This is a genomic window from Mycolicibacterium peregrinum, from assembly GCF_001665625.1.
Taxonomy (GTDB): Bacteria; Actinomycetota; Actinomycetes; order Mycobacteriales; family Mycobacteriaceae; genus Mycobacterium; species Mycobacterium peregrinum_B.
In genome coordinates, this window is sequence record NZ_LZSY01000159.1 from 1 (window position 1) to 24150 (window position 24150).

A 24150-nucleotide genomic window follows, 5' to 3' on the forward strand; every position below is an offset into this window, starting at 1 on the left:
GATCTCCTCGAGGATCTGCTCGGGCAGTTCCCCGTCCCGCGGGACCCGCAGCGAGATCATGCCCATCCCGACGCCGGCGATCCCCTGCTCGGTGAACCAGTCGAGCCATTCACCACCGCGCTGCGCCTGTCGATCGAGGTCTTCTCCGGCGTCGGCCAGCCACAACGAGACATAGCTGACCGGGTCGGCCAGCTCGCGCTGTACCACCCAGGCGTGCAGGCCGGTGCCGGCCAGCCAACCAGAAACACGTTGGCGCCAGGTCTCGCCTTCTTTACCCTCGCGCACAATCCAGTTCGCCATGATGTGGGCGGTGCCACCCGGGGAAAGATGATCACCGATCTGCTCGATCAGGCTCTGGCACAAGGCATCTCCGGCCACACCCGAATCGCGGTAGATGTAATCGCGGGCACCCGAACCCACCACGAACGGTGGATTGGAGACGATCAGATCGAATCGCTCTCCCGCCACCGGCTCGAAGAGGCTGCCCTGACGCAGATCCCACGACATGCCGTTCAGCCGCGCAGTCATCGCTGCCAGTGCCAGCGCCCGCTCGTTGGTGTCGGTCGCGACGATCTCGTCGCAGTGTGCGTCCAGATGCAGCGCCTGGATACCGCATCCGGTTCCGAGGTCAAGGGCGCGGCGCACCGGGTTACGGGTGACCGCCCGCGCCAATGACACCGACGCCCCGCCGATCCCGAGCACATGATCGTGTCGCAACGGCCCCCGGCGCACCGCGGCGTCCTGATCGGACACGACGTAAAAATCCCGGGCTCCGTCGCTGTGCGGGCGGATGTCGAGGGCGGCCCGAACCTTGTCGCCGGTGAACTCCAGGACGCCGTTGGCAGCCATGGTCTCCAGGCTGGTCGACGGGAGGGCCGCCCCGACCAGATCGCGTGCCTCCTCGGTCCCGAGCAGCAGCAGACGCACCAGCACTGCCAGTCGTTGCCGGTCTGCCGGGGCGGCATGGGTAACCCGCAGGACCGGCCACCACACGCCCCGGCCCAGCGCGGCGTTGGCGTCGGCGCCGAGCAGCTCGGCCACTCCGTCGGTGGTGAATCCGGCCGATCGCAGGTCGGCACCGATTGCGTCGATTAGGTCAGGGTCGACACCACCGGCATCGATGCCGCTCAAAACAACCCCATCTCTTCGGGCTCGGCCGGCTCGATGAGCTCGGGGCCGTTGTTCCGGACACTGTTGACCAGTCGTGACACCTCACGGACGGCGATCCGGTCGAGATCCCCGTGACCACGCAGCAGGCCCTCATCGATGGGGGCGTCGGGATCCATCCAGCGGTCCCAGTCGGGCGCGCTGATGGTCAGCGGCATCCGGTCATGGATCTCGGCGAGCGGGCCGGCGGAGTCGGTGGTGATGATCGTGCAACTGAGCAGCGGCGGGGCGTCCTTCGGTGCGCCCTGCGGACGCCACGTCGTCCACAGCCCCGCCATGAACAGCAGCTCGCCGTCGGCCCCGTACATGTAGTACGGGGTCTTGGCTGCTTTTTTCCCGGCGTCCGGATTCGGCTTCCACTCGTACCAACCGTCCATCGGGATCAGACACCGCTTGCTCTTGGCGGAGTTGCGGAATGCCGGTGATGTGGTGACCTTCTCCGCGCGCGCGTTGATCAGCAGCGGCCCCTTGGTGTCGGGGCCGCCACCCTCGGCCGTCTTCACCCACGGCGGGATCAGCCCCCAGCGCATGGACCGGACCCGGCGGGTCGATTCGTCCTCGGGCTCGGTGTGCCGTTTGACGACGCTGGAGATGGTGGTCGTCGGCGCCACGTTGTAGTTGGGACCGGCACTGTAATTCGCACCCGCGACGTCCTTGTCGCCCTTGTCCCCGGAGCTCGACGTGCTTTCATCAATCGCCTGGATCTTCTGCGCCAGCAGCGCCGGGTCGGTGGTCACCGCGAAACGTCCACACATAGTGCCCATGGTTGCAGAGTCCGCGGACAAGGCAGGATGTAGTGCGTGAGTGCACGTGAGGAGCAAACAGAACACTGGCAGGCCCCGTCGACGGCGGTGCCGGTCGACGCCACCGTCACGGTGCCGGGTTCGAAGTCTCTGACCAATCGTGCACTCGTACTGGCCGCGCTGGCCACCGCGCAGGGTCCCTCCACTGTCAGCGGCGCACTGCGCAGCCGCGACACCGACCTGATGATCGACGCGATCCGCACCCTCGGCGTCAGCGTCACGGCAGCCGACCACGACGACACCGAGCTGACCGTCAGCGGCCGCATCACGCCGGCCCCGGATGCGCGGGTCGACTGCGGACTGGCCGGCACCGTGCTGCGGTTCGTGCCCCCGGTCGCCGCGTTGGGCACCGCCTCGGTCACCTTCGACGGCGACGAGCAGGCCCGGTCCCGGCCGATCTCCCCGCTGCTCAACGGGCTACGTGGGCTCGGAGTCGAGGTGGACGGCGACAGTCTGCCGTTCGCGGTACTCGGCCGGGGCGCCGTCACCGGCGGCACCGTCGAGATCGACGCGTCGGGTTCCTCGCAGTTCGTCTCCGGGCTGTTGTTGTCGGGTGCGACCTTCACCGACGGGCTCACCATCGTGCACACCGGAACCTCGGTGCCGTCGGCTCCGCACGTCGCGATGACGGTGGCGATGCTGCGCGACGCCGGTGTTCAGGTCGATGACTCGGTTCCCAACCGCTGGCTGGTCTCTCCCGGGCCGGTCGCCGCGCGGGCCTGGCACATCGAACCGGATCTGTCGAACTCCACGCCCTTTCTGGCCGCTGCGATCGTCACCGGCGGAACAGTGCGGATCGCCGGTTGGCCGTCGGCCAGCATCCAACCCGCCGACACCATCCTCGACCTGCTGACGAAGGTGAATGCGACTGTCCACCAACGTGATACCCACTTGGAGGTCAGTGGCGCCGAAGGATATGGCGGGTTTGACGCCGACCTACACGACGTCGGCGAGCTCGCTCCCACGGTGGCCGCGCTGGCCGCATTGGCCGCTGACGGCTCGACGTCGCGGCTACGGGGTATCGCGCACCTGCGCGGACATGAGACCGACCGGCTGGCCGCACTGACCACCGAGATCAACGGACTCGGCGGCGACTGCTCGGAGACCGAGGACGGCCTGCTCATCACCGCGCGGCCGCTGCACGGCGGGACCTGGCGCTCCTACGCCGACCACCGGATGGCCACCGCAGGGGCGATCATCGGCCTGCGGGTAGCCGGTGTGGCGGTGGAGAACATCGAGACCACCGCCAAGACCCTGCCCGACTTCCCGCTCATGTGGGAGCAGATGCTGGCGGGCGACCCGTCGACTGGCCCGCACAAAAAGGGGAAGTAAACCACTTTGGGAGCGCGGGAATACGACGAGTCCGATGTCCGGATCAGGCCGGGCCGGGGTACCCGTCCGCGCACCAAGACCCGCCCCGACCACGCCGATGCCCAGTCCGCGATGGTGGTGACCGTCGACCGCGGCCGCTGGGGCTGCGCCCTGGATCGCGACCCGCATCACCGCGTGGTCGCGATGCGGGCCCGTGAACTGGGCCGCACCCCGATCGTGGTCGGCGACGACGTCGACATCGTCGGCGACCTGTCCGGCCGCCCGGACACCCTGGCCCGGATCGTCCGCCGTGGTGAGCGCCGAACAGTGTTGCGCCGCACCGCCGATGACACCGATCCGACGGAACGGGTGGTGGTCGCCAACGCCGACCAGCTGTTGATCGTGGTGGCCCTGGCCGACCCACCGCCGCGCACCGGTTTCGTCGAACGCGCACTGATCGCCGCCTACGCCGGCGGGCTGAAACCAGTGCTGTGCCTGACGAAATCCGATCTGGCCGCCCCAGAGCCGTTCGCCGCGCAGTTCGCGGATCTGGACCTGACCATCGTCACGGCGGGCCGCGAGGATCCACTCGATGCGGTCGCACCGCTGCTGACCGATCAAGTCACCGTGTTCCTCGGGCATTCCGGGGTGGGCAAGTCGACGCTGGTGAATCGCCTTGTCCCGGAGGCGGATCGGGCCACGGGCGAAGTCTCCGGAGTGGGCAAGGGCAAGCACACCTCCACCCAGTCGGTGGCGCTCCCGCTCGACGGCCAGGGCTGGGTGATCGACACTCCAGGCATCAGGTCGTTCGGGCTGGCACACATTCAACCGGACGACGTGATCAGGTCGTTCTCGGATCTGGCCGACACCATCGAGGACTGCCCGCGCGGCTGCGGCCATATGGGCCCACCCGCCGATCCCGAATGTGCGCTCGACACCCTGACCGGGCCGGCGGCGGGCCGCGTCGCGGCGACCCGTCACCTGTTGACCGCTCTGCGGGAAGCCTGACCTGCCCCGACGTCTCGGCGACTATGGTCGCTGAACGTGGCTACTTACGTTCTCACCGGCAGCGCCTCTGGTCTTGGGGCGGCAACCAAGAAACGGCTGGAATCCGACGGGCATCGGGTGATCGGCGTCGACCTGCGCGGGGCCGACGTGAACGTGGACTTGAGCACCCCGGACGGACGTGCGGAGGCGATCGTCAAGGTCACCGAGCTGGCCGACGGCGGCATCGACGGTTTCGTCCCGTTCGCCGGTCTGGCCGCCGCAACCGGCCGTCCGGCGGACCTGCTCATCGCCGTCAACTACTTCGGCGCCATCGAGCTGCTGGAAGGTCTGCGTCCACTGCTGGCCGGCCGGGAGAACGCGTCGGTGGTGCTGATCAGTTCGAATTCGACTACCACTCAGCCCAATTGGCCGGTGGAGCTGGCCGAAGCCTGCCTGGCCGGTGATGAGACGGGCGCCAATACCGTCGCCTCCACCTACGGCGATTTCGCGGCCCTGCAGGCCTACCCGGCGACCAAGGCCGCCCTGGCGTACTACGCCCGCACCAAGTCCGCGGAGTACATCGCCGACGGCATCCGGCTCAACGCGATCGCACCGGGGCTCATCGACACTCCGATGACCCAGGAGGGCCGCAAGGATCCGCTGACCGGTGCGGGAATGGAGCAGTTCCTCAAGACGATCCCAGCGGGGCGCGGCGGGCGGCCCGAAGAGGTGGCTGCGCTGGTGGCGTTCCTACTGGGTCCCGATTCGGGTTACTTCGTCGGATCGGTCGTCTTCGTCGATGGCGGTATCGACGCCGCCTTCCGGGGCAAGGACTGGCCGAAGGTCTGGGAACTCAACATGTAACGGGTCAGTGCTTGGTCTTGGCCTGGTCGGCCGCAGCCTGCTGCTGTTCCTGCTCGGCCTGCTGTTTGGCCGCCGCGATGGCGGCGCGCCCCTCCGGGCTCGCCGCCGAGTTGCCCGGCGTCTTGGCCGAGGCCACCCCGGCGTTGCAGTTCAGGTTGAGCAGCACGGTGTCGGTGACGGGCGCGAAGTTGTCGCCCTTGTGCCAGGATGCCTTCTCCGAGCTCGCCACCACGCAGTCGTCGTCGGCCTCGGAATCACCCGAACGGGTCGCAACGACACCCTTCATCCCGGCATCGGACAGCTCGGACTGCACGTCGGAGTATTTCTGCCCGGCGTAGTCGTCGGCCGCGGCGATACCGGTGGCCAGTGCACCGACCGGAACGGCCGAGGCGCCCAGCACCATGGCAGCCGCAAGTAGCTTCCTCACGAACGCAGAATATGAACGACGACTGCGAGGACCCTGGGAGTGCGTCGGGCAATTGCTTGGAATTCGAGCGCAACGTGAAGAAGGTGTCGAGAAATCAGCGATTTCTCGACACCTTCTTCACATTCGACCAGCTCAGCGGCGGCGCCAGCCCCGCACGGTCGCGATGGCCGTCTTCAGACCACGACGACGTCCCGTCGTCGGATCGGTGACGCCGTACCCGTCGAGCTCGGTGAACATCCGCTCACTGCGCGTTTCCGGGGCATTGTCGGCCGTGTCCTTCAGGAACCGGTCCGGCAGCGACAGTTTGGCGATCGTGCGCCAGGTCTTGCCGTACTGCACCAGGAACGGTCCCGTGGTGTAGGGCAGGTCGTACTTGTCGCACAGCGCCCGTACCCGGACCGCGATCTCGGCGTACCGATTGCTCGGCAGATCCGGGAACAGGTGGTGCTCGATCTGGTAGCTCAGATTGCCGCTCATGAAGGCCAGCACCGGACCTGAGTTGAAGTTGGCGCTACCCAGCATCTGGCGCAGGTACCACTGGCCGCGGCTTTCACCGACCATGTCGGTCTTGGTGAATTTCTCTGCGCCATCGGGGAAGTGGCCGCAGAAGATCACCGCGTTGGCCCAGACGTTGCGGATGACGTTGGCCACCGCATTGGCCTTCAAAGTGGACTTGAAGGTGGCGCCGGGCGACAACGACGTGAGCGCGGGCCAGACCACGTAGTCCTTGGCCAGCTGGTGGCCGGCCTTGACGCCGAACTCACGTACCCGGACGAGCGTCGCGTTGCGATTGTCGCGACCCTTGAAGATCTTGCCGAGCTCCAGGTGCTGCAACCCGACGCCCCACTCGAAGCCGATCGCGAGAAGGGTGTTGAAGAGCAGGTTGCCGTAGAGGTTGAACGGCTTCCACTTGGCATCCCGGGTCACGCGGATGACGCCGTAGCCCACGTCGTCGTCCATGCCGAGGATGTTCGTGTACTTGTGATGCATGAAGTTGTGGGTGAACCGCCAGTGCTTGGACGCCCCGCTCATGTCCCACTCCCACGACGAGGAGTGAATCTCGGGATCGTTCATCCAGTCCCACTGGCCGTGCATGGTGTTGTGGCCGATCTCCATGTTCTCGATGATCTTGGCCACGCCCAGGGTGATGGTGCCCGCCCACCAGGCGGAACGCTTCGAGCTCGCCGCGAGCATGACGCGGCCGGCGACGTCGAGCGCACGTTGCGCCGCGATGGTGCGGCGGATGTAGCGGGCGTCCCGCTCACCACGGGAGTCTTCGATGTCTTGTCGGATCGCGTCGAGTTCGATGCCCAGATTCTCGATGTCGGCATCGGTCAGATGCGCGAATGCGGGAACGTCGGTTACTGCCATCGTCAGCCTCCTCTCAATTACCTACGGTAGCGTAACCTACGACCCCGTAGGTTACTAGCCAGTAAAGCTTAGACATCCAGGACGCAGTCGCCGGAAGCGGCGGAAACACACGTTTGGATCCTGGTGCCGGGGTCATGCTCGACGCCGGTGCGTAGATCGCGCACATGTCCTTCGACCAGGCCCACCACACAGGACTGGCAGATCCCCATCCGACAGCCGAACGGCATCTGAATCCCGACCTGCTCCCCCGCGTCCATCAACGGCGTCGCGCCGTCGATCGTGACCTCCTTGCCGCTGCGCTCGAACGTCACCGTGCCCCCGGCGCCGTGCGGAGCCGCCCGCGACACCGCGAACCGTTCCAGGTGCAGGTGCTCGGCGATACCGGCGGCCTCCCACACCTGTTCGGCGTCGTTGAGCATGCCTTCGGGCCCGCACGCCCACGCTTGACGCTCACGCCAATCGGGAACCAACTCACCGAGTTGCGCCAGATCAAGCCTGCCTTCGGTCCGGGTGCTGCGCAACAACAGCCGGTAGCCGGGATGCGCATCGTGCAGCTCTGCCAACTCCTGGCCGAACATCACATCGGATTCGGTTGGCGCGGAATGCACGTGCACGATGTCGGTGATCTGGCCCCGTCGCACCAGGGTGCGCAGCATCGACATCACCGGAGTGATGCCCGAGCCCGCCGTCACGAACAGGACCGTTGCCGGCGCCGGTTGCGGCATGACGAAGTTGCCCTGCGGCGCGGCCAGCCGCACCACGGTTCCCGGACGCAGCCCGTCGACCAGGTGAGTCGACAGGAACCCCTCCGGCATCGCCTTGACGGTGATCGCGATGGTGCGCGCGGATTTCTCCGGCGTCGAGGTCAGCGAATACGACCGCCAACGCCAGCGCCCGTCGATCAGCACACCGATGCCGATGTACTGACCGGGCTCATAGTCGAACGAGAAACCCCAGCCCGGCTTGATCACCAAAGTCGCCGAGTCGGCGGTTTCGCGGCGCACCTCGACCACCCGGCCGCGCAACTCCCGTGCCGACCACAACGGGTTGGCCAGCTTGAGGTAATCGTCGGGCAGCAGCGGCGTGGTCACCTGACCCAAGATGCGGCGAAGCGCGTTCCACGCGGGACGGTGCTCGGCGCCGGCAACGGTAGGGCGAACCGTGTCGGCCACATTGGCCGAGACCTTGATCGAGTTCTTGGCCATGAACCTACGGTACCGTAGGTTACTGCCCCGTAGCTAGTCGTACGTCCGCTCTCACAGGTCAGGACGCCAAAGTGTTCTTGTACGTTTTCCCGTCCTTCATGATCACTTTGAAATTCCGTTCCGGGTCGGCAACCAGGTCCAACTGAGCCAGCGGGTCACCGTCGACCAGCAGGAGATCAGCCAGCGCACCCTCCTGCACCACGCCCAGCTTTCCCGCGTACGGACTGCGCTTGCCTGACAACGCCAGCAGTTCGGCGTTGGTTCCGGTGGCCATCGTCAACGTCTCGGCGGGCGAGAACCACTTGCCGAGCCCGGCCAACAGCGCGCCCTGTTTCGGCGCCAGCTGCGGCGAGAACAGGATGTCGGTGCCGAAGGCCGTCTTGAGCTTGTACTTGCGGGCCAACTGATAGACGTTGCCGACGCCGTCGACGATCTCCTTGGCCTTGGCCGCCTCGTCGGAGCCCGGCCGAAACGCACCGATCATCTCGGCCGGGATGGGCTGCGTGCTCAGCCAGATGTTCTTGTCCGCCATCTCTTTTGCCGTCGCCTCATCCATCAGGTGGGCGTGTTCGATGCACGTGACGCCGGCGCGGATCGCCTGCTGGATGGTCTGCGGGGTGTAGGCGTGTACGGCGACATAGGTGCCCCAGTTGCCGGCCGCTTCGGTGGCCGCCCGAAGTTCGGGTTCGGTGAAGGTGGTGACGTCGAGCGGGCTGTGTGGGGACGACACCCCGCCCCCGGCGGTCAGCTTGATCTGTGAGGCACCCTGGAACAGCTGCTCGCGGGCACGCATCCGCACCTCGTCGGGACTGTCGGCCACCATGGCGGCGCCGAGTTCCTCCTGACGCGACTGCGGGTCACCGGAATTGCGGGGTAAGTCCGAGGACGTACGGAAGTCACCGTGGCCGCTGGTGACGGTGATGATCGCGCCCGACGGGAAGATGCGCGGTCCATCGATGACACCTTCGTCGATGGCCTTCTTCAGCCCGAAGCTCGGGCCACCGAGATCGCGCACCGTGGTGAATCCACGCATCAAGGTGTCGCCGGCCTCGGCGCCGGCCAACAGGTTGAGGTACCCCGGATCCAAGGTCGTCAGCTGTGTCACCGGCGGCCGCACGAGCATCGTGTGCCAGTGGTTGTCGATCAGGCCGGGCATCAACGTGCGCCCGTCGCCGTCGATCACCGTGGCGGCCGGATCAGCCGGGAGCTCCTCGGTGGAGATCCGTTCGATCCGGTTGCCTTTCACCCGCACATTCGACGGCGCCGACAGCCGATCACTATGGCCGTCAAAGATTTTCACGTTCCGGAAGTCCGTCGTGGCCACCTCGGCGTCCGTGGCCGGCGGCGCCGGAGGCTGCCGGGACTCCGTCGGGGGCGCCGACTCGGTCGGGCCTGCCGACGGGGCGTCACCCCCGCCGGTCGAACACGCTGCACTCGCCAAGACCACGGCCAGCACCGCCAACAGTCCGAATCCGCGCATCGAAATCCCCGTCTCGTCGATCAGAGCAGTTCGAGCAGGAACGGCAATTCCTGCGGGGCGTACCACGCCAGGTCGTGATCCTGGGCGTCTCCCACCGTGAGTTCGGCGTCCTCGTCGCCCATGTCCGCCTCGTCGATGACGTCGACCGCGGCCAGCACCGCCGACTCCGCATCGGCATTGTCGACGTACACCGCGACCACGGCATCGATCGGCAACGGCCCGGACAGCCGCACCACGGCGTCATCGAGATCAGGGCGAATCGTCACCTCCACGTCCGCCCCGGGGTCGGCGACCACGACCGCCCGCCGCGGCGGCAGGCCCGAATCGGACGGGCCGACGGCCAGCAACCGCAGCGAGGCCAGGGCGGCCTCCCGCAAGGCCACCTCGGCGAGTTCGTCGTCGTCGCCCTCGGCATAGGCCTCCCGCAAGGTCGGGGTGACCGCGAAGGCGGTCCCGTTCACGACGAGCAGGTGACGGTCGGCGACGAGCTTCTGCAGGGCGACCAGGGTCGTCGGGATGTAGACGCGCACACCGCGAGGTTAATCGTCCGCGGCGTCTCTGCGGTCGTCGGCTTGCGGGTCCTTCTCCACCGAAATCACGAAATCGTCGCCGTGCTGGGTGACACCGGCGACCACCGCATCGTTGACCGCCTCCAGCGCGTACTCGCGGCGCACCACCAGCGGGTCCTGGCGCAGGTCTCGGACCAGCGACACTGCAAGCCCGATCATCACCAGCACGAAGGGCACCGCGACGATGATCGTGATCGACTGCAGGCCGTTCAGCGCGTCGGCTCCACCGACCAGCAGCATGACCGCGGCCACCGCACCGGTGGCGACACCCCAGAAGATCACCGTCGGCCGGGTCGGCTTGATGGTGCCGCGCTCCGACAGCGAACCCATCACGATCGACGCCGCATCGGCGCCCGACACGAAGAAGATGGCGACGAGCACCATCACCACCACACTGGTGACGGTCGCGATCGGATACTCGCCGAGCAAGCTGAACAGCTGTTGCTCCTGGCTGCCCATTCCGGCCAGGTCCACACCGTTCTGCTGCTCGAAGATGGCCGCGCCGCCGAACACACAGAACCAGACCACCGACACCACACTGGGCACCAGCAGCACGCCCGTGACGAACTGCCGGATGGTGCGGCCGCGGGAGATCCGGGCGATGAACATCCCGACGAACGGAGTCCACGAGATCCACCACGCCCAGTAGAAGATCGTCCACTTCTGCAGCCAGGTGCTGACCGCTTCACCTTCGGCCCCGGTCCGGGCAGCCATCTGCGCCAGCTGATCCACATAGCTGCCGATGGAGGTCGGGATCATGTTCAACATGAACATCGTCGGGCCGACCAGGAAGATGAACAGCGCCATGGCCAGCGCCAGCACCATGTTGATGTTGGACAGCCACTGAATCCCGCGCGCGACCCCGGACACCGCCGACAGCACGAACGCGACGGTGAGGATCGTGATGATGCCGATCAGGACGGCATTGCCGGTTTCACCGATTCCGGCGACGATGTGCAGCCCGCTGCGGATCTGCAGCGCACCGAGGCCGAGCGAGGCCGCGGACCCGAACAGCGTGGCGAAGATCGCCAGCATGTCGATCACCTTGCCCCACGGCCCGTTGGCGTGTTTGCCCAGCAGCGGCTCGAATGCCGCCGACACCAGCTGCAACCGGCCCTTGCGGTAGACGCCGTAGGCGATGGTCAGGCCGACGACTGCGTAGATCGCCCACGGATGCAACGTCCAGTGGAACATCGTGGTCGCCATCGCGGTCTCGGCTGCCCGGGGATTGCCCGGGCCGCCGGTCCCCGGTGGCGGGGAGTCGAAATGCGACAGCGGCTCGGACACCCCGAAGAACATCAGACCGATACCCATGCCGGCGCTGAACATCATCGCCACCCAGGACACGGTGCGAAACTCCGGCTCGTCGTCGTCACGACCCAGCGGGATGTTGCCGTAGCGACTCATCGCCAGCCAGATCACGAAGATCACGAACCCGGACGCGGTCAGGACGAACAACCAACCGACATCGGCCATCACCCAGCCGAGGGCGTTCTTCGAGGCGCTGGCAAGCGAATCCGTGCTGACGAATCCCCAGACCAGGAATGCGAGCGCGATGACGGCGGTGACCCCGAAAACCACCCAGTCCACGCCGGCACGGCGGGTGTAGGCCTTCTGCTCTACCGGGACGTCGAGTACCGGGTGGTGGGGCACCACCTCGGCAACCGACTTGAGCGCATCTTCGGTCTTCTTGACGACTGATCTCTTGGCTTCGTGCGTGTTCTTGTCGGGTCTACTGTTTCGTATCTCAGCTGGCATGATCAATTCATCAGACCGCGAATTGCAGCTCAGGTCAAACAGCCCACGCGCTTCGCCACGATTATCTTGCCGCCTCCAGCAACTCTTCGAGGGATTCGCGGAACAGGCTCGGCAAGACGTCGACGTCGCTCATCGCGTCCCGGTCGGCGTTGATCCCGAAGTACAGCATGCCGTTGTACGACGTGACCCCGATGGCCAGCACCTGGTTCTGCAGCAGCGGCGGCACCGCGTAGGTCTCCAGCAGCTTGGTGCCCGCGACATACATCTGCTTCTGAGCCCCGGGCACATTGGTGATCAGCAGGTTGAACAGCCGAGCCGAGAAACCTGTCGCCACCCGAATGCCCATGGCGTGCAAGGTCGGCGGCGCGAACCCGGACAGGGTGACGATGGTGCGCGCATCGACCAGGCTGGCGGCGGTGGAATGCGATTCGGTGGCGTGGGCGATCTGCGACAGCCGCACCACCGCATTGCCCTCGCCGACCGGGAGGTCGACCAGGAACGGCGATACCTCGCTGATGGCCTGGCCCGGTCCCGTGGAGTCCAGCTCGGCATCCGGGTACACCGACATCGGCGCCATCGCCCGGACCGTGGTGGTCGGGTTGACCGGTTCCCCGCGCGACAGCAGCCAGTTGCGCAGCGCGCCGGCCACCACCGCCAGGACGACGTCGTTGATGTCGCAGTTGTAGCGGGCGCGCACCAGCCGGTAATCCTCCAGCCGGTGCTCGTCCACCGAGAACCTGCGGTTGCGCGAGACCGTGGTGTTGAGCGGACTGCTCGGGGCCGTGCCGCGCGCCACCGTGCGGGCCACATCGGCCACCCGACGGCCCACCGCCGCCAGTTCGCTGGCACTGGTGGCCACCTCGGTCACCGTGTCGCGCAAGGCGGCGAGCTGGGTGGTGGGGCGGGTGATCCACTCCCCGATCGCACCGAGCATCAACTGGCGGTCGCTGGGTTCGCGGGCCGGGATCCAGATGTCCTCGCCGAACTCCGGCGGCTTCTGCGCCCGATCGACGATGACGTGCCCGATCTCAAGGGCGGTCATCCCGTTGACCAAGGCCTGGTGCGTCTTGGTGTAGATGGCGATGCGGTTCTTGGTCAGCCCTTCGACCAGGTACATCTCCCACAGCGGACGGGTCCGGTCCAACGGCCGCGAGCCGAGCCGGGCGATCAGGTCGTGGAGCTGCGCGTCGCTCCCCGGAGACGGCAGCGCCGAGCGCCGAATGTGGTAGGTGATGTCGAAATCCCGGTCGTCCACCCACACCGGGCGGGCGAGGCCCAGCGTCACCTCACGCACCTTCTGCCGGTAGCGAGGGATCTGCGGCAACCGGCGCTCGACGGTCTCCAGGAGAGTCTCGTAACTCAAGCCGGCCCGCGGCTTGCGGAGGATCGACAAGGACCCCACATACATCGGCGTAGCGGAGTTCTCCAGGTGGAAGAACGCTGCGTCGGACGCCGACAGCCTGTTCACCATGCGGCGCCAACCTCCCCTTCTCGCTCCCCTTGAACCCGTCACGTTAACCGGCGAATCTGCTGCTCCGCATCACGGGTGCTACCGCGCGTCAATTTCACGCCGGAGCTACCGAGAGTTCATCCCGGGATCACCGAGAGCTCCCAGCGGCCACTGCCCTCCAACTGCAAACGTGACCGGTGATGCCGGTCGATGGTGGACCGGTGCCCCACACTGACCACCACACAGTCGGGTAACCGTTCTCGCACCAGCCCATACATGGCGTCCTCGAGTCCCTCGTCCAACGCGGAGGTCGACTCGTCGAGGAACACCACCCGTGGACGGACCAGCAGCACCCGCGCAAAGGACACCCGCTGTTGCTCGCCCAGGGACAGCACCGACGCCCAGTCGGCCTCCTCGTCCAGGCGCTCGGTCAGATGCCCGAGGGCCACCGCCCGCAAGGTGTCCCGCAGTTCGCTGTCGCCCACATCGGCAATCGGCAGCGGGTACACCACCGAGGCCCGCAGGTCACCCAGCGGCAGGTACGGCAGTTGGGGCAGGAACAGTGTCGACCATCCGGACGGATACTCCGCCAGTCCCCGGGCCCTCGGCCACAACTCGGCCAGACTGCGCAGCAGGGTGGTCTTACCGCACCCGGACGGCCCCTTGACCACCACGCTGTCCCCCGGGTTCAGCACCATCGACAGATCCGCGATCAGCGGACTCCCCTGCAGGTCGTCGACCTGCACCTCCGTGAGCGCCAGCGAATCGCGGGTGGCAGCGACCGAGATCCGGGGCAGCTCCCGGGCCTGGCGATCGTGAGCGAGCATCTGATCGATGCGCATCAGGGCGGCCCGGTAGACGGTGAACTCGTCATAGCTGTCCCGGAAGAACGACATTGCGCCACAGACATTTCCGAACGCCGCAACGGTCTGCAGCAGACCGCCGAGCGTGATCTGCCCGGCGAAGAACCGTGGCGCCTGCACGATGTAGGGGATCATGCCCGTCGTCACGTCACCGACCCCGCGGTTCCAGCCGTTGAGGCGCAACTGCGCGAACACGATCCGCCACATGTTGGCGATGATCTCGGCGAACCGGGAGTGCAGCAGTGTCCGTTCACGCTCCCCACCGCGGTAGAACGCAACGCGCTCGGCGCTGTCACGCAACCGCACCAGCGCGTACCGGAAACTGGCGCTGAACCGTTCGTTGAGGAAGTTCAACCGGACCAGGGGGCGGCCGATCCAGAACGCGATGACCGTCACCGTGATCGAGAAGATGAACGCCACGAAGACCATCGCCCGCGGAACCACCAAGCCGCCCAACTGCAATGGCCCCGATAGTTGCCACAGCACCCCGGTGAACATGACGATCAACAAAGACTTGCTCACCGCCCCGATGCTCAGGTCGACCGACTTGGTGGTGAAGGTCTCGACGTCGGTCTGGATGCGCTGATCAGGGTTTTCCACCGGCGCATCCAGAAAGCGGTTGCGGTAGAACGCATCGCCGGCCATCCAGTCGTCGACCAGCCGCGCGTTGAGCCAGACCCGCCAATGGATCGAGAAGACGCGGCGCAGGAAGAGGTCCACCACGGTGTAGATGACGGTGAGTGCCACCAGAATCCCGCTGATCGCAAACGACGTCATGAACGCCTGTCGCGCGGCATCGAGTTTCGCGTCGTCGTGGGTGGCCAGTGCCTCCGAACCGGCCTGCACCGCATTCATCAGGTCCGCGTACTGGTAGGTGAAAATGACCACCACCCGCGCCGCGTACACGGTGTGCCACAGGATGAACGCCAGCAGCACCCAGGTGCGCCAACTGCCGGCGCCGGTGAAGAACGGTGCGTTGACCCGCCAGAACTGTTGTCCCCACCGGGTGAACCTCGCGATCAGCACCGCCACGGCGAGGAACACCACGAACGTGATCACCCACGCCTGCAGCGTCCACACCAGCGAGCGCAGCGGCTCGGCCGGCCAATCGATGCTGGGCTGAACCATTCTGTTCCCCCTGGTTCGACGACTCTCGTCACGCTAACCGGAGAAACCGAGCGCCGGATTATCCGTGCTTCCGGCACGCCGAACCCATGCGATCATGGGTAGGTCTGCACCTCTCCAGCAGATGTCGTCCGTGATGCCGACCGCTGGAGGTTGCCTGTGACCACCCCGAAACGCGCTGCGCGGCCGCTGACCGCACCCGTCATCGACTGCGAGCCGCCGGCGCTGCCGCTGGGCGGCCCACCGCCTGACGTGCCCGCCGCCCCTTGCCCGAGCCCGACCGTGCTGCACGGGCACAGCCCGCGCCGGCTACGGCTTGTGAGTCCCGAACCCGAACGCCAATTGCAGCCTGGTGCGGCACAATTCGCCGACATGGCCCTGCGCCGGGTCCTTGAGGTCGTCGACCGGCGCAGGCCGCCGTCCCAGCTGAGATCACTGATGAGCCAACTGCTGCTCGACGCGGTCGTCGCCTCCACCGCATCCCGGCACGTCACCACCGCCAGCCTGCGACGGGTGGGGTTACGCCCGGCAGCCTCACCCGAGGCCGCCGAGCTGTTCGCCACCTACACCCGCGGGGCGCGCGTACGCGCCATCGCCGGACGTATCGAATTGCGCAGTGGCCGTTGGCAACTCACCGCGCTGCAGTTGGGTTAACCCTTGCGGTGCGACTTCGACGGCCGGCCGGTCTTGGCCTGCTTGCGGGCTGCTTCGCGCCGCTCACGCCGCGTGCCACCACCGGCAGGCGCGGAATGCTTCCCACCACCGCCGGACCGCTGGACCTCCGCGGTTCCGTCCTCGGACGGTCCGGTGTAGGTCAGCGGCGGAGCGTCGTTCTCGATCCCCTTGGCCCGCAATGCAGGTGCCGGGCGCTCCTTGGTGGCCACCGCACCGGAGTCGGCCTCGGCGGCTGCAGCCTCATTGGCCTCACCGGCCTTCGCCGCCGCGGCCGCAGCGAACTCGGCCAGCCCGCTGGGCGCGGCCACAGGTGCCACCTGGGCGCTCGGCTGCGAAGGCACAGCCTCGACCTGAACGTTGAACAGGAATCCGACCGACTCCTCCTTCAGCGCGTCGAGCATGCCGACGAACATGTCGTAGCCCTCGCGCTGGTACTCGACCAGCGGATCGCGCTGCGCCATCGCGCGCAGACCGATGCCCTCCTTGAGGTAGTCCATCTCGTAGAGGTGCTCGCGCCACTTGCGGTCGATCACGTTGAGCAGGACGTTGCGCTCCAGCTGGCGCATGGCGCCCTCGCCCGCCAGTTCCTCGAGCTGCTTCTCGCGCTCGGCATAGGCGCGGTCGGCGTCGGCGACCAGCGCTTCGAGCAACTCGTCACGGGTCAGCTCACCGGGCTCGCCCACTGCATCGGAATCGACCAGATCGTGGTGGTCGATGCCCACCGGGTACAGCGTCTTGAGCGCCTCCCACAGCTTGGCCAGATCCCAGTCCTCGGCGTAACCCTCGGCCGTGGCGCCGTCGACGTAGGCGGTGATCACATCGACGAGCATGTCGTGGGCCTGTTCCTGGAGGTTCTCGCCCTCCAGGAGCATCCGCCGCTCCTTGTAGATGACCTTGCGCTGCTGGTTCATCACCTCGTCGTACTTGAGGACGTTCTTGCGGACCTCGAAGTTCTGCTGCTCGACCTGGGTCTGCGCGCTCTTGATCGCGCGGGTCACCATCTTGGCCTCGATCGGCACATCGTCGGGCAGGTTCAGCCTGGTCAGCAGCGACTCGAGCGTCGCGCCGTTGAACCGTCGCATCAACTCGTCACCCAGCGACAGGTAGAACCGGGACTCGCCCGGGTCACCCTGGCGGCCCGAGCGGCCGCGCAGCTGGTTGTCGATACGCCGGGACTCATGACGCTCGGTGCCCAGCACATACAGCCCACCGGCCTCGGTGACCTTCTCGGCCTCTTTGTTGGCCTCTTCCTTGATGGCCGTGAGGGTGTCGTCCCAGGCGGCCTCGTACTCCTCCGGGGTCTCCACCGGATCCAGGCCCTTTTCCCGCAGCCGCTTGTCGGCCAGGAAGTCGGCATTGCCGCCGAGCACGATGTCCGTACCACGACCGGCCATGTTGGTGGCGACCGTGATGGCGCCGAGCCGTCCGGCCTCGGCGATGATGTTCGCCTCCTGCTCGTGGTACTTCGCGTTCAGGACGTTGTGCGGAATCTTGCGCTTGGTGAACTGCCGCGACAGGTACTCGGAGCGCTCGACGCTGGTGGTACCGATCAGCACCGGCTGTCCCTTTTCATAGCGCTCGGACACGTCGTCGACGACCGCGATGTACTTGGCTTCCTCGGTCTTGTAGATCAAATCGCCCTGATCGGCGCGGACCATCGGCTTGTTGGTGGGGATCGGCACCACACCCAGCTTGTAGATCTCGTGCAGCTCGGCGGCCTCGGTCTCGGCCGTGCCGGTCATGCCGGACAGCTTGTCGTAGAGCCGGAAGTAGTTCTGCAGCGTGATCGTGGCCAGCGTCTGGTTCTCGGCCTTGATCTCGACGTGCTCCTTGGCCTCGATCGCCTGGTGCATGCCCTCGTTGTAGCGGCGCCCCAACAGCACACGGCCGGTGAACTCGTCGACGATGAGCACCTCGCCGTCGCGGACGATGTAGTCCTTGTCGCGCTGGAACAGCTCCTTGGCCTTGATGGCGTTGTTCAGGTAGCTGACCAGCGGCGAGTTGGCCGCCTCGTAGAGGTTCTCGATGCCCAGCTGGTCCTCGACGAACTCCACGCCCAGCTCGTGCACACCGATGGTGCGCTTGCGGATGTCGACCTCGTAGTGGGTGTCCTTCTCCATCATCGGGGCCAGTCGGGCGAACTCGCTGTACCAGTTGGAGGCGCCGTCGGCGGGACCCGAGATGATCAGCGGGGTACGGGCCTCGTCGATGAGGATCGAGTCGACCTCGTCCACGATCGCGAAGTTGTGGCCACGCTGGACCATGTCCTCGACCGAGTGCGCCATGTTGTCGCGCAGGTAGTCGAACCCGAACTCGTTGTTGGTGCCGTAGGTGATGTCGGCGTGGTAGGCCGTCCTGCGCTCCTCCGGGGTCAGGCCCGAAAGGATCACGCCGACCTCCAGGCCCAGGAACCGGTGCACGCGGCCCATCCACTCGCTGTCGCGTTTGGCCAGGTAGTCGTTGACCGTCACCACGTGCACGCCCTCGCCGGACAGCGCGTTGAGGTAGGCCGGCAGCACCGCGGTCAGGGTCTTGCCCTCACCGGTCTTCATCTCGGCGACGTTGCCGAAGTGCAGCGCCGCGCCGCCCATGATCTGGACCTCGAAGTGCTTCTGGGACAGCACCCGCCACGCCGCCTCACGGGCCACCGCGAACGCCTCGGGCAGCAGGTCGTCGAGGTCCTCGCCGTCGGCGATCCGCTTCTTGAACTCGTCGGTCTTGCCTCGCAGCTCGGCGTCCGAGAGCTTCTCCATGTCGTCGGACAAGGTGTCGACATAGTCGGCCACCTTCTTGAGGCGCTTGACCATGCGGCCTTCACCGAGACGGAGCAACTTCGACAGCACGCTATTTCCCCTGTGGGTTCGATGGATCCCGTGGGCGGGATCGCACGGGCTTAGTTGACGTCCATCGTAGGTGACCGGTCGAAGTCGCTGGTTCTGCTGGCGCCAAGAGACAAAATCGCACCCCGGAATGCTCCGAGGTGCGATTCTGCGCCTTCTGGCGGTCAGGCCAGACGGATCAGCCCGTAGTCGTAGGCGTGGCGGCGGTACACCACCGACGGGCGATCACTCTCCTTGTCATGGAACAGAAAGAAATCGTGGCCGACCAGCTCCATCTCATAGAGGGCGTCATCGACGGTCATCGGCTTCGCCGGGTGTTCCTTGGTCCGTACGATCCGGCCCGGCTCATGGTCGTCGAGGCCATCCGCCAATCCGCCATCGACCGTCGCCGTCGGCTGCTGTTCGAACAGCGTCTCGTGCGCGGTCGCTTCGGCCAGTGAGACCGGGGTCTTGTCGCCGTAGTGGATCTTGCGGCGGTCCTTGCTCTTGCGGAGCCTGCTTTCGAGTTTGCCGGCCGCTGATTCCAGGGCCGCATAGAAGCTGTCTGCGCAGGCCTCGCCGCGCACCACCGGGCCACGGCCGCGAGCCGTGATCTCGACGTGCTGGCAGTTTTTGCGCTGACGGCGGTTACGTTCGTGGTCGAGTTCGACGTCGAACAGGTAGATGGTGCGGTCGAACCGCTCCAGGCGCGACAACTTCTCCGAGACGTAGATACGGAAGTGATCGGGAACTTCGACGTTTCGACCTTTGACCACAACCTCTGCGTTCGGCTCCGGGGTGGTGTCGCCGACCTGCTCGTCGGGGTCGACCACCATGGTGGCGCTTGTGTCCGGGGAATGGGTTGACATACTCGGCAACTCGTTTCTCTCAGTTGTCACACGCGTTCACGCGTGCCCTACTTCTCAACGAATCGAGATGGTGCCGATGGGCCGAATAGTTTGCTCCACCCATCGGCGAAAGGTGTCGGGTACTCACCTCCTACCGTTTGGCAGTGAAGTGGCGCCGCGTTCGGGGGGCGCCGCCGTGAGTCGTTCACGGGTGGTTGCTGCCGACGGTAGTCCGTGTTCACCCACTCGTGCCACCAATTTCAAATACGTGTTCTCAGTTCTTCATGTGGGTTTGATCTCAGCGAAATGACGCGCGCGTCAGGCATGCGAAATCGCCAGTACAGCAGCCACGTCGGCCCCCGAAGTGGTAAGCATCCGCACCGATTCGGCCGCCGTGGCTCCGGTGGTGACGATGTCGTCGACCAGCACCACTTCACCCACGACCGGCCTGATCAGACGCACGCGGCCGGCGATGTTGCGCTCGCGGGCGGCGCCCGACAGGCCCACCGAATCACGCACCCACGGCCGCAGGCGCAGCGCGGGCACCACGCCGACACCCGGCAGTCCGGCAACCGCCGCCGTCGCGATCCGGCGGACCGGATCACCACCGCGCCGACGAGCCGCGACGAAGCGGGTCGGTGCCGGCACCAGTGTCACCGGAGTGCCGACGACGCCCCAGGTCAGCAGATGCTGCAGGCCGGCACTCAGCGCATCGGCCAGCGGGACGATCAGGTCGCTGCGGCCGTGTTCCTTGGCCGCCACAATTACGCGCCGGCGGATACCGGCGTGGCGGCCCAGGGCAAACACCGGCACCCCCGGATCGGTTCGTGGAGTGACCAGGTGCGGCTCGTCGTCGCCGACGCTCAACTGCGCGGCACACGTCACACACCATCTGGTTGCCGGTGCCCCACAGCCGCCGCACTCCAGCGGCAGGATCAGGTCGAGCATGCCGGCAGTCTGCGCGCCGGCACCGACACGGCGGGGGGTCGGTCAGCCGGGCAGCACCGGGGCCGAGCCGGGAACCATCAGCGGACGCACCTCGACCCAGCCGGGGTTGTCCTCACTGACCGATGCGGACAGCTGCATCACCCCGCGCTGATCAGCGACGTAGACCGTCGACGGATTCGCCGCCACCGTGCCCACCGGGACCTGCAGATTGCGGCTGGGCCCGTCCGAGTTCACCCCGTCGAGATTGACGTAGGACACCGGGTGCGCCGGATCGGTCCGGCTGACCACGATGTCGTCGCCGGTACGCCAGGACAACGACACCACCGTGTTGCCCAGGCCGAAGCCGAGACGCCGCGGATAGGTCAGCAGGAACTGTCCTTCCGGAGTCCGCTCGATCCCGGCCAGGATCACCTGCCCACCGATCACCATCGCCGCGCGAGTGCCGTCCCGGGACAGCTGCAGTTCGGTGATCGGGCCGGGATATCGGGTGACCACGGCCGCCGCGTCGACGGGGATACGCGCCGGCACACCGGACGCGTCGCGGATGGCGCGGACCACATTGACGTCGTCGACCACCACCCATACGGCTTGGTCCAGCGACCAACTCGGGCGGCTCAGGGTCCGGCCCTCGATGGCCATCGCGGTGGGGCCCCCCAGCGGGCCCATCCACAGCGAGGCGGCCGTCGCCTCCGGGGCATCGGGCAACACGACGACAGACGCCGCATCCTGGCCATTGCGTGACACCGCGGCCGACTTCTGATTCGGTGCCGAACCGAACGCGCCGGGCACGCGGGTGGTGCTCTGCCCGTCCAACGCCACCAGCGATCCACCGACCAGTGCGTGCAGGCCTGCGGCCGCGCCAGGCACCGCACCCGGGTCGGTGGCCGCGACGTCGGAGGTCTCCCAACCGTCGGCGAACCGGTCGTCCAGCGGGGCACCGTCGACGTTGATCACGTACGGCCCACGGATCCCGGCCCGCGACAGGGTCCAGATGATCTGTGCGGCAAGCAGTTGCCGGCTGTGCGGATCGGTGGTCGAGAGATTCTCGAGGTCGATTCGGGCGCCGCCGTAGCCGCGCCCCACTCCGGTCTTTCCACCGTCGGCCCGGGTGACCGGACCGCGCAGCCGCAATGGTGCGTCGAGCAGGTTACGCACGGCCCTGGCGATCTCCGGGCGGGGCCCGGAGACCAGTTTGGAGATCAGTTCGGTGGCCAACTGGTCGGGATCGGACACCGCGACATAACGGGGATCGGGCACGACCGTGGTCCCGGTCGGGTCGACGAAGTAGAGCGTGTTGCGCTTGTACGTGGACTGAAACTGTTGCCAGTCAAGGAAAACGCCGTTGGGCAGCCGGTCGATGCGCCAGCCGGCCGGAGTCTGGACGAGCTCGATCGGACCGGGATCGGGCAGTGCCCCCTCCCCGGTCTCGAACACCCCCATGTCGGAAAGGGATCCCAGGATGTCTGCCCGCATGCTCACCGAAACCCGGTCCGCGCCGCGGGTTTCGACGAACACCACCCGGTCGAGCAGCAGCGCGCTGCCGGCGTCGTCCCACGAACTGGACGCCGACTCGGTGAGGAACTGCCGGGCCGCCAGGTGCCGGTTTGCGGGATCGGCGGTGGCCTTGAGGAATTCGCGCAGGAGAACATCGGGGTCCATGCCCGGCGCCGGTTTGGGCAGGTTCGGTGGCGCCGGCCTGTCGACGGTACCGATCGCTTGCGGGGACGACGAATTCGGAATTCCCGCGCATCCGGACACCAGAACTACCAGACCGACGACCACCACCGTCAGTAGGCGCTTCACACGTTCTCCTCCGCATGCTCCCGGTCGCGGTTGGGGCGCTGCCGCGACTTTTGCTGCTGCGAAGCAGGTTTCAACGGCAGCGGACTGGTGGTCACCTTGTGGCCGCGCACCAGGGGCAGCGTCAGACGGAAGCAGGCTCCCTTGCCCGGCTCACCCCAGGCCTCCAACCGGCCCTGGTGCAGGCGCGCGTCCTCGATGCTGATGGCCAGGCCCAGGCCGGTGCCGCCGGAGCGGCGAACCCGGGACGGATCGGACCGCCAGAACCGGCTGAACACCAGCTTCTCCTCGCCGGGACGCAGGCCGACACCGTAATCGCGCACGGTGACGGCGACGGTGTCCTCGTCGGCAGCCATCCGGATGCGCACCGGTTTGCGCTCGGCGTGATCGATGGCGTTGGCGATGAGGTTGCGCAGGATGCGTTCCACCCGACGCGGATCCACCTCGGCGATCACCTCGTCGCCCGGCATGTTGACGTCAAGCTCGACCTCGGCATCGGCCGCCAGGTGCCCGACGTTGTCCAGCGCACTCTGCACCGTCGTCCGCAGATCCACCGACTCCACCGACAGCTCGGCCACACCGGCGTCGTGGCGGGAGATCTCCAGCAGATCGGCCAGCAGTGTCTCGAACCGGTCCAGCTCGTTGACCATCAGCTCGGTGGACCGTCGCAGCGCGGGGTCGAGGTCCTCGCTGTGATCGTGGATCAGGTCGGCGGCCATGCGCACGGTGGTCAGCGGGGTCCGCAGTTCATGGCTGACGTCAGAGGTGAAGCGGCGCTGCAGGTTTCCGAATTCCTCGAGCTGTTGGATCTGGCGTGAGAGACTCTCGGCCATGTCGTTGAACGACACCGCGAGCCGGGCCATGTCGTCCTCGCCGCGCACCGGCATCCGCTCGGTCAGGTGGCCTTCGGCGAACCGCTCGGCGATCCGTGAGGCGGACCGGACCGGCTGCACGATCTGACGGGCCACCACGAGAGCGATCGCCGCCAGCAGACCCAGCAGTACCACGCCACCGGTCGCCATGGTGCCGCGCACAAGGGAGATGGTGCTTTCCTCGTTGTTCAGCGGAAAGATCAGGTACAGCTCAAGATTGGGCACCGACGAGGACGCCGGGCTGCCGACGATCAGCGCAGGGCCGGAGAACGCATCGGTGGCGACCGGCGTGTACTGGTAGCTGACCTGTCCGGCCTTGACGAAGTCACGTAGCGCCTTGGGCACCTGTTGCACCGGCCCGGCCGCAGCGGCTTCGCGCGGCCCGTCGCCGGGGACCATGAGCACCGCGTCGAACGCGCCGGCCACGTCCGCTCGGGCGTCGGCCTTGCGATCGATCAGGGTGTTGCGGGCCAGCTGCAGGCTGCTGTCGAGCGACCTGCTCTCCTCACCGCCGACGATGCCGCCGACTGTGACGCGGGCCCGTTCCACCTCTTCGGTGGCGGCCTTGACCTTGACCTCGAGGATCCGGTCGGTGATCTGGCTGGTCAGCACAAAGCCGAGCACCAGGATGACGGCGAGCGAGAGCCCCAGGGTCAGCGTCACGACCCGCAGTTGCAGCGAGCGACGCCAGACCAGGCTCACCGCCCGTCCGAGCGTCCCCAATCCGCGCAACAGCGGACCAGAACCTCCCCAGCGACCACGAATGCGACGTCTGGAGCTGAAGATCACGGCCACCGCCGGGCGGTGA

19 protein-coding genes are annotated in these 24150 nt (G+C 66.8%); 4 read left to right on the forward strand and 15 right to left on the reverse strand.

Going from position 1 to position 24150, the window contains the following annotated elements:
• Together A5779_RS24920 and A5779_RS24925 are read right to left on the reverse strand one after the other, a co-directional pair.
• Positions 1-1131 (reverse strand): DUF7059 domain-containing protein (locus tag A5779_RS24920; RefSeq protein ID WP_064886411.1); only part of this gene is annotated, 1131 nt, incomplete at its 3' end.
• The gene (locus A5779_RS24925) at positions 1128-1922 is read right to left on the reverse strand and encodes an SOS response-associated peptidase (protein ID WP_207549115.1); all 795 of its coding nucleotides are present in this window, start codon (positions 1920-1922) and stop codon (positions 1128-1130) included. The genes A5779_RS24920 and A5779_RS24925, both read right to left, overlap by 4 nt.
• 45 nt (positions 1923-1967) lie before the next feature.
• Between A5779_RS24925 and aroA the strand changes: the two genes are divergently transcribed.
• Genes aroA through A5779_RS24940 form a run of 3 tightly spaced genes read left to right on the forward strand, consistent with a single transcriptional unit; the run spans position 1968 to position 5132 of the window.
• On the forward strand, positions 1968-3302 hold the full coding sequence (aroA, locus tag A5779_RS24930) for a 3-phosphoshikimate 1-carboxyvinyltransferase (protein WP_064886413.1): 1335 nt from the start codon (positions 1968-1970) through the stop codon (positions 3300-3302).
• Between the two features lie 6 nt (positions 3303-3308).
• Positions 3309-4289, forward strand: coding sequence for a ribosome small subunit-dependent GTPase A (gene rsgA / locus A5779_RS24935; RefSeq protein WP_064886414.1), 981 nt, complete (start codon positions 3309-3311; stop codon positions 4287-4289).
• Positions 4290-4325: 36 nt separating this feature from the next.
• Entirely contained in the window at positions 4326-5132 is an 807-nt protein-coding gene (locus A5779_RS24940) for an SDR family oxidoreductase (protein ID WP_064886415.1), read from the forward strand.
• A 4-nt stretch (positions 5133-5136) separates the two neighbouring features.
• Here A5779_RS24940 and A5779_RS24945 read toward each other — a convergent pair whose 3' ends face one another.
• The 8 genes from A5779_RS24945 to A5779_RS24980 all read right to left on the reverse strand — a co-directional run bounded on the left by A5779_RS24945 (position 5137) and on the right by A5779_RS24980 (position 15383).
• Positions 5137-5535, reverse strand: a complete 399-nt coding sequence (locus A5779_RS24945) for a hypothetical protein (RefSeq protein ID WP_174554268.1) — start codon at positions 5533-5535, stop codon at positions 5137-5139.
• Between the two features lie 156 nt (positions 5536-5691).
• Positions 5692-6930, reverse strand: coding sequence for a fatty acid desaturase family protein (locus A5779_RS24950; RefSeq protein WP_064886417.1), 1239 nt, complete (start codon positions 6928-6930; stop codon positions 5692-5694).
• A gap of 68 nt (positions 6931-6998) precedes the next feature.
• Entirely contained in the window at positions 6999-8135 is a 1137-nt protein-coding gene (locus tag A5779_RS24955) for a ferredoxin reductase (protein ID WP_064886418.1), read from the reverse strand.
• A gap of 58 nt (positions 8136-8193) precedes the next feature.
• Entirely contained in the window at positions 8194-9615 is a 1422-nt protein-coding gene (locus tag A5779_RS24960; RefSeq protein ID WP_082941843.1) for a metal-dependent hydrolase family protein, read from the reverse strand.
• A 20-nt stretch (positions 9616-9635) separates the two neighbouring features.
• Positions 9636-10145, reverse strand: coding sequence for a DUF6912 family protein (locus A5779_RS24965; protein WP_064886419.1), 510 nt, complete (start codon positions 10143-10145; stop codon positions 9636-9638).
• Positions 10146-10154: 9 nt separating this feature from the next.
• On the reverse strand, positions 10155-11942 hold the full coding sequence (locus tag A5779_RS24970) for a BCCT family transporter (protein ID WP_064886420.1): 1788 nt from the start codon (positions 11940-11942) through the stop codon (positions 10155-10157).
• A gap of 61 nt (positions 11943-12003) precedes the next feature.
• Complete coding sequence (locus A5779_RS24975) at positions 12004-13413, reverse strand: WS/DGAT/MGAT family O-acyltransferase (protein ID WP_064886421.1); 1410 nt, start codon at positions 13411-13413, stop codon at positions 12004-12006.
• A gap of 116 nt (positions 13414-13529) precedes the next feature.
• Positions 13530-15383: an ABC transporter ATP-binding protein/permease gene (locus A5779_RS24980; RefSeq protein WP_064886422.1), complete on the reverse strand. Its 1854-nt coding sequence runs from the start codon at positions 15381-15383 to the stop codon at positions 13530-13532.
• A 156-nt stretch (positions 15384-15539) separates the two neighbouring features.
• Between A5779_RS24980 and A5779_RS24985 the strand changes: the two genes are divergently transcribed.
• Positions 15540-16034, forward strand: coding sequence for an Rv3235 family protein (locus A5779_RS24985; RefSeq protein WP_236734874.1), 495 nt, complete (start codon positions 15540-15542; stop codon positions 16032-16034).
• Here the strand turns inward: A5779_RS24985 and secA are convergent.
• The 5 genes from secA to mtrB form a co-directional block, all read right to left on the reverse strand.
• Positions 16031-18898, reverse strand: coding sequence for a preprotein translocase subunit SecA (gene secA / locus A5779_RS24990; protein WP_064886424.1), 2868 nt, complete (start codon positions 18896-18898; stop codon positions 16031-16033). The genes A5779_RS24985 and secA overlap by 4 nt on opposite strands.
• A 161-nt stretch (positions 18899-19059) precedes the next feature.
• A complete protein-coding gene (gene hpf / locus A5779_RS24995; RefSeq protein WP_064886425.1) occupies positions 19060-19743 on the reverse strand; it encodes a ribosome hibernation-promoting factor, HPF/YfiA family in 684 nt (227 codons plus the stop codon).
• Between the two features lie 297 nt (positions 19744-20040).
• Positions 20041-20670, reverse strand: coding sequence for a ComF family protein (locus A5779_RS25000; RefSeq protein WP_064886426.1), 630 nt, complete (start codon positions 20668-20670; stop codon positions 20041-20043).
• A 42-nt stretch (positions 20671-20712) separates the two neighbouring features.
• Entirely contained in the window at positions 20713-22473 is a 1761-nt protein-coding gene (gene lpqB / locus A5779_RS25005; RefSeq protein WP_064886427.1) for an MtrAB system accessory lipoprotein LpqB, read from the reverse strand.
• Positions 22470-24131 (reverse strand): MtrAB system histidine kinase MtrB, encoded by a 1662-nt coding sequence (gene mtrB / locus A5779_RS25010; RefSeq protein WP_064886498.1) that lies wholly within the window; start codon positions 24129-24131, stop codon positions 22470-22472. The genes lpqB and mtrB overlap by 4 nt, the downstream gene beginning before the upstream one ends.
• Positions 24132-24150 lie beyond the last annotated feature (19 nt).

Bases quoted from the DNA above. Each gene is read 5' to 3' on its own strand.
- A5779_RS24960 (WP_082941843.1), bottom strand. From the start codon at position 9,615: ATGCGCGGATTCGGACTGTTGGCGGTGCTGGCCGTGGTCTTGGCGAGT.
- A5779_RS24955 (WP_064886418.1), bottom strand. From the start codon at position 8,135: ATGGCCAAGAACTCGATCAAGGTCTCGGCCAATGTGGCCGACACGGTT.
- A5779_RS24925 (WP_207549115.1), bottom strand. From the start codon at position 1,922: ATGTGTGGACGTTTCGCGGTGACCACCGACCCGGCGCTGCTGGCGCAG.
- A5779_RS24975 (WP_064886421.1), bottom strand. From the start codon at position 13,413: ATGGTGAACAGGCTGTCGGCGTCCGACGCAGCGTTCTTCCACCTGGAG.
- A5779_RS25000 (WP_064886426.1), bottom strand. From the start codon at position 20,670: ATGCTCGACCTGATCCTGCCGCTGGAGTGCGGCGGCTGTGGGGCACCG.
- A5779_RS24950 (WP_064886417.1), bottom strand. From the start codon at position 6,930: ATGGCAGTAACCGACGTTCCCGCATTCGCGCATCTGACCGATGCCGAC.
- A5779_RS24945 (WP_174554268.1), bottom strand. From the start codon at position 5,535: ATGGTGCTGGGCGCCTCGGCCGTTCCGGTCGGTGCACTGGCCACCGGT.
- A5779_RS24980 (WP_064886422.1), bottom strand. From the start codon at position 15,383: ATGGTTCAGCCCAGCATCGATTGGCCGGCCGAGCCGCTGCGCTCGCTG.
- A5779_RS24970 (WP_064886420.1), bottom strand. From the start codon at position 11,942: ATGCCAGCTGAGATACGAAACAGTAGACCCGACAAGAACACGCACGAA.
- hpf (WP_064886425.1), bottom strand. From the start codon at position 19,743: ATGTCAACCCATTCCCCGGACACAAGCGCCACCATGGTGGTCGACCCC.